Annotated in this window: 15 protein-coding genes and 1 pseudogene; 12 read left to right on the top strand and 4 right to left on the bottom strand. The window is 54.1% G+C overall.

Features of this window, described 5'->3' with window-relative positions:
- Positions 1 to 206: 206 nt before the first annotated feature.
- Positions 207 to 587 (top strand): hypothetical protein, encoded by a 381-nt coding sequence (locus tag QZ534_RS08530; protein ID WP_296933653.1) that lies wholly within the window; start codon positions 207 to 209, stop codon positions 585 to 587.
- A gap of 89 nt (positions 588 to 676) precedes the next feature.
- A complete protein-coding gene (locus tag QZ534_RS08525) occupies positions 677 to 1,132 on the top strand; it encodes a hypothetical protein (protein ID WP_296933652.1) in 456 nt (151 codons plus the stop codon).
- Positions 1,133 to 1,222: 90 nt separating this feature from the next.
- Here QZ534_RS08525 and QZ534_RS08520 read toward each other — a convergent pair whose 3' ends face one another.
- Complete coding sequence (locus tag QZ534_RS08520; protein ID WP_296933650.1) at positions 1,223 to 1,540, bottom strand: CcdB family protein; 318 nt, start codon at positions 1,538 to 1,540, stop codon at positions 1,223 to 1,225.
- Entirely contained in the window at positions 1,540 to 1,785 is a 246-nt protein-coding gene (locus QZ534_RS08515) for a type II toxin-antitoxin system CcdA family antitoxin (protein ID WP_296933648.1), read from the bottom strand. Before QZ534_RS08515 ends, QZ534_RS08520 begins: the two co-directional genes overlap by 1 nt.
- A gap of 75 nt (positions 1,786 to 1,860) precedes the next feature.
- Between QZ534_RS08515 and QZ534_RS08510 the strand changes: the two are divergent.
- The 10 genes and pseudogenes from QZ534_RS08510 to QZ534_RS08465 all read left to right on the top strand — a co-directional run bounded on the left by QZ534_RS08510 (position 1,861) and on the right by QZ534_RS08465 (position 7,094).
- A pseudogene (locus QZ534_RS08510) lies at positions 1,861 to 2,130 on the top strand (type II toxin-antitoxin system RelE/ParE family toxin).
- A 10-nt stretch (positions 2,131 to 2,140) separates the two neighbouring features.
- Positions 2,141 to 2,311, top strand: coding sequence for a HigA family addiction module antitoxin (locus QZ534_RS08505; RefSeq protein WP_296933646.1), 171 nt, complete (start codon positions 2,141 to 2,143; stop codon positions 2,309 to 2,311).
- Positions 2,312 to 2,476: 165 nt separating this feature from the next.
- Positions 2,477 to 2,755 (top strand): type II toxin-antitoxin system RelE/ParE family toxin, encoded by a 279-nt coding sequence (locus QZ534_RS08500; protein WP_296933644.1) that lies wholly within the window; start codon positions 2,477 to 2,479, stop codon positions 2,753 to 2,755.
- Complete coding sequence (locus QZ534_RS08495) at positions 2,755 to 3,048, top strand: HigA family addiction module antitoxin (protein WP_296933642.1); 294 nt, start codon at positions 2,755 to 2,757, stop codon at positions 3,046 to 3,048. Before QZ534_RS08500 ends, QZ534_RS08495 begins: the two co-directional genes overlap by 1 nt.
- 82 nt (positions 3,049 to 3,130) lie before the next feature.
- Entirely contained in the window at positions 3,131 to 3,502 is a 372-nt protein-coding gene (locus QZ534_RS08490; RefSeq protein ID WP_296933639.1) for a hypothetical protein, read from the top strand.
- Between the two features lie 135 nt (positions 3,503 to 3,637).
- On the top strand, positions 3,638 to 4,162 hold the full coding sequence (locus tag QZ534_RS08485) for a hypothetical protein (RefSeq protein WP_296933638.1): 525 nt from the start codon (positions 3,638 to 3,640) through the stop codon (positions 4,160 to 4,162).
- 259 nt (positions 4,163 to 4,421) lie between these two features.
- Positions 4,422 to 4,823, top strand: a complete 402-nt coding sequence (locus tag QZ534_RS08480; RefSeq protein ID WP_296933636.1) for a GFA family protein — start codon at positions 4,422 to 4,424, stop codon at positions 4,821 to 4,823.
- A 55-nt stretch (positions 4,824 to 4,878) separates the two neighbouring features.
- On the top strand, positions 4,879 to 5,799 hold the full coding sequence (locus QZ534_RS08475; RefSeq protein ID WP_296933634.1) for a M14 family metallocarboxypeptidase: 921 nt from the start codon (positions 4,879 to 4,881) through the stop codon (positions 5,797 to 5,799).
- An 88-nt stretch (positions 5,800 to 5,887) separates the two neighbouring features.
- Complete coding sequence (locus QZ534_RS08470) at positions 5,888 to 6,556, top strand: HAD-IA family hydrolase (RefSeq protein ID WP_296933632.1); 669 nt, start codon at positions 5,888 to 5,890, stop codon at positions 6,554 to 6,556.
- Between the two features lie 151 nt (positions 6,557 to 6,707).
- On the top strand, positions 6,708 to 7,094 hold the full coding sequence (locus tag QZ534_RS08465; RefSeq protein ID WP_296933631.1) for a phosphate-starvation-inducible PsiE family protein: 387 nt from the start codon (positions 6,708 to 6,710) through the stop codon (positions 7,092 to 7,094).
- Here the strand turns inward: QZ534_RS08465 and QZ534_RS08460 are convergent.
- Both QZ534_RS08460 and QZ534_RS08455 read right to left on the bottom strand, forming a co-directional pair.
- Positions 7,091 to 7,900: a transporter substrate-binding domain-containing protein gene (locus QZ534_RS08460; RefSeq protein WP_296933629.1), complete on the bottom strand. Its 810-nt coding sequence runs from the start codon at positions 7,898 to 7,900 to the stop codon at positions 7,091 to 7,093. The two genes, QZ534_RS08465 and QZ534_RS08460, sit on opposite strands and share 4 nt — an antisense overlap.
- A gap of 323 nt (positions 7,901 to 8,223) precedes the next feature.
- Positions 8,224 to 9,300 (bottom strand): TauD/TfdA family dioxygenase, encoded by a 1,077-nt coding sequence (locus tag QZ534_RS08455; protein WP_296933627.1) that lies wholly within the window; start codon positions 9,298 to 9,300, stop codon positions 8,224 to 8,226.
- Between the last annotated feature and the right edge of the window lie 70 nt (positions 9,301 to 9,370).

Raw genomic sequence — 9,370 nt, 5'->3', positions numbered from 1 at the left:
GGGATAGATTTTTCGCCAATGATGCAACAGTTCAATAAGGATTATGGTCATCGGCCAGGTCTACAGCGCTTCAGCAACCTGTTCTGGGAAGAACGGTGCGAGCAGTACCTCTGACAAGGCAATTAAATTCGCTCCAGCCTTCGGCCTCCACCGGACGCCCTTGTCAGGGCGCCGTTTATTGCTGGCGTTAACTGTATGGAGGCCGTATGAAACTCGTCGTTTTATTTGTCCTTTTTATGCCAGCCCTAGTGTTCGCTGAATGCTTCGTCCTTGGAGATCTAAAAGGATATTCGACCCGAGAGGGCTTTGATTACGAAATCTCAAACGATGGGCTCAGTTCCAGAAAATTCATCGTCGAGCTCGATGGCCAAGCAAGTAGCGTTACTCCAAATAATATGGATTGTACTCAAGCTGGCAAACACACCGTTCTTTGTGTTGACGCGAGCGACAGCGGTGAAGCGACAATTGAAACTTGGGCCGTTTTCCCGGAGAAAGGAAAGGCAGTTTATACCAAGTCCATGAGTGGGTTGGGGCCTTTCAATGGAGCCAATCTTTTCGTTGGCAACATTAAGGGGCGTTGCGACTGAAAGTTAACCAGTGCAGGCACGGCGACGCCCACTACATTGCGCCTTCGGCTTCATTTCGTGGGCGCGCATGCTGCAAGCGTTAAATGTCTATGATCGATCACGATAAATTCCGGGCCTTGGTCACTCAGCTATATGCCACGGTCAATGAGTTGGAGGCCATGTTCCCGGGTAGGCACTTCACCCCGGATGGTCATATGGTTGGCAGTTTGGGTGAATGCCTCCTGGCCGACGCCTACAATCTGGAGCTGAAGACAGCGTCCAACAAAGGCTATGACGCTGTAACCGAAACCGGCTTGGAAGTTGAGATCAAGGCTACGCAGTCAAACTCTGTTGCGTTCCGGAGTCAGCCACAGCATACGATCATCATCAATATCCTGCGTGACGGAACATTCGAAGAAATTTACAACGGGCCAGGAGCCCTTGTTTGGGAGCAGTTCACAGGTAAACGGCTACCGAGTAATGGCCAGTTTCAAGTCTCTCTAAACAAGCTTCGGCAACTCAATCAAACCGTGGCTCAAGCGGACCGTGTGCCCAGGGCCATTTAACAAGGCGCATCAATTCGCGGCCGGTGGCCGCCGGACGGCCTTTACATTCCGGCTGCGCCTCCATTCCAAGGGCGCCGTTGTGCGCTGGCGTTAAATGCCGGTGATGGCGAGGTCCAGAGCTCCGACAATCTGGTCTCTAAGATGGGAGAGGGAGCCAATGGGGCTCTTGAGATACTTTTCAGGCACAGAGGAAATTTGCGGGGTTAACAGCAGCAGCTCCTGGTCGGCAAAACTGATTTCCGGCGTGAGCCCTTGCATGGCTTCACCACCAAAGGCGGAGCGTTTTCCTAAAGGAATGACGATTCGAGTTGCCAGTTCGCTCAGCAGGCTGCTCTGAATATCGACAAGGTAAGGGTAGTGTACCTTGCTGGTTTTGCTTGGATTGGGGTACACATCGAACTGCGCCATCAGAAGTCCCTGAATTCGTCGCCGAAGCATCCATGTTGTTCGACAAAATTGTTGTAACTTTTTATCGCAGCGCGATTTTCTTCAACCCATTGTGCGGCTTCGCGTTTGGAGAGCTCCTCTTTCAGGGCTCGTTCCAAGGTAGCAGACAAGTTAATGTTTAGTTCCCGAGTCTTACGCAGCAGATCGCTATTGATGGAGAGGTTCGCCGCTTTTTTGGGTGCGGCTGCGTTATAGAGTTCGGCCATCGGAGCCTCCAAGTGGCTGTTTAGTCCTCGGCCTTAGTTTATGCGCACGGGAATGCGCATTCAAGCATTTAGCCAGTGGCTGTTGTCGGATGCGCCTACGCTGGCGCTCCGGCACGCCGCGTCAGGCGCTTCGTCAATTTCGAGCGAGTTGCCTTGAGGAAAATTCGGCAACTCTAAGCTGCAAGCCAGTTGGATGATTTGAAAGTACCGCCCGGAAATATGTTGGAGCCATTGCATGGTGACCGCCAAGACCAGCACAGCATTCGAATCAACAAACAGTTCCGGGTTTGCTTCCGCTGGACCAAGGCTGGCGCGGAAGATGTCGAAGTTGTTGATTTCCATTAGGAGGTGGCTCATGCGCAACATTGATGCTGTCACGCCAGGCGAGTTGCTCAAAGAAGAGTTTCTGGAGCCGATGGGCATTTCTCAATACCGCCTGGCCAAAGAAATTGGGGTGCCTGCTCAGAGAATAGACCAGATCATCGCGGGAAAACGTTCGATTGCCGAGGATGCCCTAGAGGATTAGTTGAAGAATATTCGTCCGTGGACTGCTGTGTCCGAAATCGGACATAGAACATAACCAGCGGCTGCACAGCGACCAATTTTCCGCCGCTTCGCAGCTCCGAACCCGCGCATTAGTCGGGCGTTAAGCTTTATTGTTGCGTGGTGCGCAACATGCTAGCATTCCCTCATGATCAAATCATTCCGTCACAAAGGACTGAAGCGGTTCTACTCGACCGGCAGCACCTCTGGCATACAGCCCGAGCACGCAAAGAAACTGCGCATGCAGCTGGCAGCTCTGGAAACCGCCACTTCGGTGGATGATATGGATATCCCTGGTTTTCGGCTTCACCCATTGAAAGGGCGAGACAAAGGGCGGTGGTCGATTCGTGTTAATGGAAATTGGCGCATGACGTTCGAATTTCAGGACGGCAACGCCTACATTCTTGATTATGAGGATTATCACTGATGACTATGCATAATCCGCCGCATCCTGGTGAATTCATTCGGGAGGTCTACCTGGAGCCTTTCGGTATCAGTTCCCGTCAGCTTGCGTCCAGTTTGGGGGTCTCTCCCTCCACTTTGTCTCGGCTGCTCAGAGGGGATAGTGGTATTAGCCCGGAAATGTCACTTCGGCTGTCCAAGGTTCTCGGACGTTCTCCTGAGAGTTGGTTGGCGATGCAGGATATGTACGATCTGTGGGTTGCCCGCAACACGGTCAACCTGGATGGAATCCAACCACTGGATTTCGAGGCAGCCTAACCAGTGGCTGTTGTCGGACGCGCCTGCGCTGGCGCTCTGGCACGCTGCAAAGCCAGGCGTTATACATTCAAAGAGGCTAGTTTTGAAGAACGTCATTTTATTGATTGTCTTGGTTTATTGCAGTTCCGCGAGCGCTAACCTGGGTTCAGGCAATGAACCTAATAGTTCGCCCAAGTTTGATGCGGATTACGATAAGGTTTTAGGCCAGTGGTTTATGCAAAACCAGATGGCAGCTTTGGATAAGTGCGTTAAAGAAAACCATGCTGAAGCAATTGCCCCGTTTGACGGCTTCCTTCAAGTTGAACCGAGTGGTCTGATAATCCAATACCATGTTGAGGTCAAGAACCCTTTTTCCCTGTGCCTGAAATCAGCACTGGAGGGAGAGCAAGCGCCTAAGCCACCACGGGGCATCCAACTCAATCCGTTCGACTGGGGTGGACTGGAAGAGGTATAAACAACGCGTCAACAGAACTGAGTTGTTCCGCTGCCACTCTGCAACCGTAAACGCTTTCATGTTGTCACCCGTAGCCGTTGATCCAGACCATCAGAGCAAAGGCGTTGGCCAAGACCTGATTAATAAGGAGGAGGCGTGCATCACTTAGCAGCCCAATGGATAGTGGGATTACTGAGAGATAGGAATATTCCCTTTCTGATCTGTGGCGGGCTCGCAGCAAAAGGATATGGTTCTGAGCGAGACCTGAATGACATAGACCTTTTCGTGCCCGGTGCGTTCTTTCCGTCTGTGGTACAGGCCGGCCAGGAATTTGTATCCAAAGCTGCCGCTCACCGGCAAGAGGAAGGCTGGGATCTAACCTACGTCCAGTTCAAGTATGAAGGTATCAAAGTAGAGGTAGGTAGCGCTGATTGTCCAAAAATCTTCGATGCAAGCAGCGAAACCTGGGTTCCACTCAACATAGATTTTTCTCGCTATACACCCGTGCATTTGCTGGGCCTGGAGCTTCCCCTTATGCTGAAGGACGACTTGGTTCAGTATAAATCTGCGCTCGCACGTCCGGTGGACATCCAGGATATCCGTGCTATCCGTGAAAGCGCACAACCAGGCCATGCAAAGGATGCCAAAACCTATGCCCCGCGCCGGTTTTGTCAGCGGTAATGGTTGGCGTTAAATCTTTGGGAGGCTCTTGTATGAGGTTTTGGATTGTTCTGGCAGTTCTTGCTCTCACCGGGTGCGACAACACTACGATTTCAGCCTCTCCCAACTTTTCGCTCTTTGAAACCTCGGAAGGTGTTGTCTATTTACTTAACCAGAATACCGGGGAACTGACAGTAGTTTCTTCAAGTAAGCGCTGCTTAAAGTAGAAACCTTTCTTGGCAAAGGAAAGAGCAGTATCCGTTCGGCAAAAGGAAATCCGATGACTGATTATTCTGGTTCTTGCCTGTGTGGCACCGTGAAATTTGAGATCGAAGGCAACTTCGACAGCTTTTACCTGTGTCATTGCCAACACTGCCAAAAAGATACTGGATCTGCCCATGCGGCAAATTTGTTCTCGCAGTCAGCCAAATTAACCTGGCGGGCCGGTGAAGATGCCGTGATCTCCTATACACTCCCGGGTACTCGTCACACCAAGAGTTTTTGTAAGGTGTGTGGTTCGGCGTTGCCAAACGCTCAGATTCAAGGCTTGCTTGTTGTGCCCGCAGGATGTCTGGACACCAAAATCTCTGTGGTGCCTACAGCCCATATTTTCACAGCCAGTAAAGCAATCTGGGATGTCGAGTCAGATAAGGTTCCAGAGTTCCCGAGCTTGCCAGAGTAAGTTAAGACACTATCACCACTCCAAACATTGACGACTATCGGAGAAAAAAGGCGACATGACTACAGCTCCAACACCCTATCCAATCGGCACCCCTGGCATCCCATGGGGCGAGGCGGAACGCGCCGAGTGGTTGTCACGGCAGACTCGCCAGCGCAGTTATGAGGCGGAGGTGTTGAGTGCCATTGAGCGTTTGCGCTCGCGCTTTGATGTAGAAGAGTATGGCGCGCTGGACTATGGCCCGGATTACTATCCGCTGATGGCGATTCGCAGCCGCGATTGGAACAACGATTTGCCCGTGGTACTGATCACGGGCGGCGTTCACGGTTACGAGACCAGCGGTGTGCATGGCGCGCTTGAATTTCTCGATAAGTACGCGGCGGATTATGCGGGCCGAGTGAACGTGCTGGTTGCGCCCTGTGTTAGCCCCTGGGCGTACGAGCGTATTCATCGCTGGAACCGGAATGCGATTGACCCCAACCGTTCATTCCACGAGAACAGTCGGGCGGAGGAGTCAGCCGCACTGATGCGATTGGTAGCACCTGTCCGTGAAAATATTCTGATTCATATAGATCTTCACGAGACCACCGATACCGACGAATCGGAGTTTCGCCCTGCGCTGGCTGCCCGTGATGGCAAGCCTTTCGAGCCGGCAGGGATTCCCGACGGCTTCTATGTGGTCGATGATAGCGAGAACCCACAGCCTGAATTCCAGCAGGCATTGATCAGGGCGGTAGAGCAGGTTACGCATATCGCGCCGGCCGATGACAGCGGCGAGATTTTCGGCTCGCCGGTGGTCGCCAGGGGCGTGATCGCGTATCCCCTTACGCAGTGGGGACTGTGCGCTGGTATGACGAGTGCACCCTTCCGGACCACCACGGAGGTTTACCCCGATAGCCCCCGTGTAACCCCCGAGCAATGCAATGCCGCGCAGGCTGCGGCGGTATGTGCAGCCATTGATTACGGGCTGGCTCATTAACCCGTCTCAGAATGGTGGGACCGGGCGGCACAAGGCCATAACCTGAACTACACTTGCGGTGAACGCACGCGACATAGGGAGGCTGGTTATGGCTGACCGACCGAACGTCGTTTTATTCGATGTCCTCGAGACATTGATTGATCTGGAACCGCTGGCGGCACGGCTTGAAGAGGTTGGCCAGCCAGCGACCACCCTGCAGCCCTGGTTCCTGCGCTTTCAACGCGATGCCATGGCACTGACCCTCGCCGGCGACCCGGCACCCTTCGAACCTCTCGCCCGGGAATCACTCCGCACGGAAACCAAATACACGCTCAATGAGCGCGATATCGAGTATGTGGTTGAGGGGTTCTCCACCCTGCCTACTTTTGATGATGCGGCGCCGGCTCTGAAAAAAATCTCGGAGGCGGGCGCATCCGTTGGCTGTCTCACCGTGAACAGTCCCGAAAAGACGCGATCCTTTCTGGATGGAGCGGGGCTTTCTGCTCATGTTGATCAGGTGATCACGGCACAGGAAGCGGGTGTCTGGAAGCCCCATCCGGATATTTACCGCTACGCTGCAAAACGCCTGGGTATCCCGATTGAGCGCCTGGCGCTGGTTGCCGTGCATGCCTGGGATTGCCATGGCGCCAAAAAAGCCGGCGCACAGGCGGGCTGGTGTGATCGACTTGAATGCGAGCCCGGGGATGTGTTCATCCCTGCTGATGTGACTGGCAGTACTCTGGTTGAGGTTGCCGACAAACTGATGGGGCTGCATTGAAATCCACCGCCACTTCCTCTGGGCTTCGGCCCTGAGGGGTGGTATATCCGTGCATTTACCTGCCATTATGTAGCTTTAGGCCTCACGTAATCTTCGAGGCCGGGAGGGCTGGCTTCCCGAATAGATCTACAAAAACAACAAGGCAAATCCCATGGATTCTTCCGAAAAGAAGTTGGCGCTCAGTCTTTTTCAGATAATCGAGCGCATTCTGCTGTTCCTCGTTGTATTGATGACGCTTGGTGGGGTGGCTTTCGAACTTAATTCGCTGTACGCCGCTCAGAGCATCAATCTCGCAGATATTCTGCTGATGTTTCTGTATCTGGAGGTCATCGGCATGGTGGCGGTGTTCTACTCTGACCGGCGGTCAGCCTCTGTCTTTCCGATTTTCATCGCCATCACGGCGCTGGCGCGGCTTATTATCCTCCAGGGCAAAGATATGGCTCCCGAGAATATTCTTTATGAGGCCATCGCGATTCTTATTCTTTCCATAGCGGCCTTTGTCATGACCCGGCTCAATCAGCTTCGGAAAGATGATTAACTCCGTTCCGATAGATAGGGCTGTGCCAATGCTTCGAGTGTTTCTTCTCTGAGTGCGCCGATGGCGTCCCATATACTCTCGGACAGGGCGGTGTTGTTCACTCTGAACTGGCGGGAAAGCATCAGGTAATAGGGTTTGGTTTTCAGGGGCGGGTCTATGCGAACAATGTTCGCTAGTTCGCGAGAATTGCTGTTTAACAGATAGTCGGCTGTCACCGACTGAAGGGCGACAGCATTTACACGCCCCGCGTTGAGTAGCTGTAGACTCTGCATCGAGCTGCGGACTTTGATCACGGAGACACCGAGGCTCTCAAGATCGTTCACGATTGAGTAACCCAGTGGGGCGCCAATGGTGAGGTTTGTATCTTCAAATGTCTCACCGTTCCAGCCCACCTCAGTATTGGGCAGTGCATAGAGATGATAGCTGATGGTGGTGAGGCGGCGTGAGGTGTCCACGTGGCCATCCTTCCAGGGGTATTCGCCAATGCGGGTGCGCGCTGGGCTAAAGGAGGCATTGAATATGCCGTCCACCTGGCCGGTTTCGAGCATGGCAAGGCAGCGCTTCCACGGATAGCGGCTGAACTTGATCCGCAAACCCGGTACTCGCTCTTCCAGCAATTTGACCAGCTCCACCGCTGCTCCGGGTCTCTCCAGAACCGACTGGGTGTCGCCCATGTAGTAGGGGAATTGCGTTTTATCTTCGTAGGCAACATGCAGGACGGTTTCCGCATGGCCAATTCGGGCTGGACTCCAGAGAAGCAGAATGGATAGGGCGAGAGCTAGAACTGCATGAAGACACGCTTTCATGGGCAGGCTCTAAAGCGGGAAGATACAAGTCTAGCTTAGTTTGCGGCGGGGAATTTTCAATACATCTTTCCATCGAGACCAGCAGTTCTGGCATCGGGCTGGAATGTATAAGACCATGCTATCCATGCTTTCGAAAATAGGCCATTGCGGCCTGGGCCCAGCTGGGCTCCCTGATCAGCCCCAGTGCCGGGAACTACGCGGATATGGGCGTGAAAACGGCCGCCAAATACTACGATCAGATCAAGGCGGCAACGAATATTTCTCTCGCTGTTCGCGGTTGTCGGCCGGTGCAGTGACTCACGGCCGCATGCAAAACGGGTGAATCAGTTCTGCATACGGATGTCGTCTTTCCACCGAAAGCCCACGCCACCGGCCTGCCACACGCCGTCTTTGTTGAACGGGTGGGGGCCGGCCATGTTGATGTATTGGGGCAGCCCGAAATGGGGCGACAGGTTTCGCGGTGCCTTGATGGTGACCCGGTCCATGATGCGCAGGCCCTGTTGCTCTGCCGGCAGATGCGCTTCTGGTGCGGCGCGGTGGGCGACGGCCCAGTTGTCGATAAACAGCAGATCGCCGGTATCGTATTCGTAACGAATTCCGTAGCCGCCCTCGAAGGAATCGTTCAGCAGATCGTTGTAATCGTTGAACAGTTCCTTCATGGCGGCATCGTCCAGCAGGTGGAAACTGTCGGCGGGTGCGGGCAGGGTCTTCAACTGGTCGAGCGTCAGACCTTCTTCCGGCAGGCGCTCCAGCACGGCGCCGGTCATACCCAGGTGCAGCCAAACACTTTTGCGACCGGAGATCGGGTGGGTGTGAACCACTGGGTGGGTAACACTGGATGCGGAGTTTACCGACACCAGGCGCTCCCAGAAATCCTGCTTTTCTGGTGGCAGTGAATCAAATGCGGCGCCCTGGTGTGCGAAGTGGGTACCGCCGCCGTTTTCAGGAGCGCGGGCCATGTAGTAAGCGCTATGGGAAAAGGTGGCGGCCTCGAAACTGCCATCGTTGTGCCACTGAGGGCCAACGCCGAGAATACCCTGGCGGCCATCGTTGGAGCAGCGGAAAATGTGCCTGTTGCGGCCGGGTGTTGCGGGATGGACGCCGTGGGTGGAATGGATCTCGCGCCCGCCCCACCATTTGCAGGCTTCAATCAGTTCATCGGGGGAAAGGCCGGCCTGGTGCTTGAATACGATGAACCCGCGATTGGCCATTTCCTCTTCCAGGGCTTTAATAGCCGGCTCTGGCAGCTGGGTGCGCACGTCGGCGCCGTAGATCTCAACGCCGATAGGGTCCAGAGGCTTGAGGGTTAAACCTTCCTGTTCGAGCAGTGCCACGTTATCAGGGTTCAGGGGCGCTACGGTGGAGGTGGGTTCGCGGGTCTTCTCCAGGGTCTGTGCCATAACCTTCACTACCATGCTGCTCGTTTTTTAGACAGCCTAACCCGTTGGGTTTCCGGATTTCAAATACGAT

It is taken from the genome of uncultured Marinobacter sp. (assembly GCF_913055835.1).
Lineage (GTDB): Bacteria > Pseudomonadota > Gammaproteobacteria > Pseudomonadales > Oleiphilaceae > Marinobacter.
This window is presented reverse-complemented; position numbering and strand designations above follow the sequence as displayed.

Excerpts from the sequence above, each read along its gene's own strand:
- QZ534_RS08530 (WP_296933653.1), top strand. The coding sequence starts at position 207 with ATGAAACTCGTCGTTTTATTTGTCCTTTTTATGCCAGCCCTAGTGTTC.
- QZ534_RS08525 (WP_296933652.1), top strand. The coding sequence starts at position 677 with ATGATCGATCACGATAAATTCCGGGCCTTGGTCACTCAGCTATATGCC.
- QZ534_RS08520 (WP_296933650.1), bottom strand. The coding sequence starts at position 1,540 with ATGGCGCAGTTCGATGTGTACCCCAATCCAAGCAAAACCAGCAAGGTA.
- QZ534_RS08515 (WP_296933648.1), bottom strand. The coding sequence starts at position 1,785 with ATGGCCGAACTCTATAACGCAGCCGCACCCAAAAAAGCGGCGAACCTC.
- QZ534_RS08505 (WP_296933646.1), top strand. The coding sequence starts at position 2,141 with ATGCGCAACATTGATGCTGTCACGCCAGGCGAGTTGCTCAAAGAAGAG.
- QZ534_RS08500 (WP_296933644.1), top strand. The coding sequence starts at position 2,477 with ATGATCAAATCATTCCGTCACAAAGGACTGAAGCGGTTCTACTCGACC.
- QZ534_RS08495 (WP_296933642.1), top strand. The coding sequence starts at position 2,755 with ATGACTATGCATAATCCGCCGCATCCTGGTGAATTCATTCGGGAGGTC.
- QZ534_RS08480 (WP_296933636.1), top strand. The coding sequence starts at position 4,422 with ATGACTGATTATTCTGGTTCTTGCCTGTGTGGCACCGTGAAATTTGAG.
- QZ534_RS08475 (WP_296933634.1), top strand. The coding sequence starts at position 4,879 with ATGACTACAGCTCCAACACCCTATCCAATCGGCACCCCTGGCATCCCA.
- QZ534_RS08470 (WP_296933632.1), top strand. The coding sequence starts at position 5,888 with ATGGCTGACCGACCGAACGTCGTTTTATTCGATGTCCTCGAGACATTG.
- QZ534_RS08465 (WP_296933631.1), top strand. The coding sequence starts at position 6,708 with ATGGATTCTTCCGAAAAGAAGTTGGCGCTCAGTCTTTTTCAGATAATC.
- QZ534_RS08460 (WP_296933629.1), bottom strand. The coding sequence starts at position 7,900 with ATGAAAGCGTGTCTTCATGCAGTTCTAGCTCTCGCCCTATCCATTCTG.
- QZ534_RS08455 (WP_296933627.1), bottom strand. The coding sequence starts at position 9,300 with ATGGCACAGACCCTGGAGAAGACCCGCGAACCCACCTCCACCGTAGCG.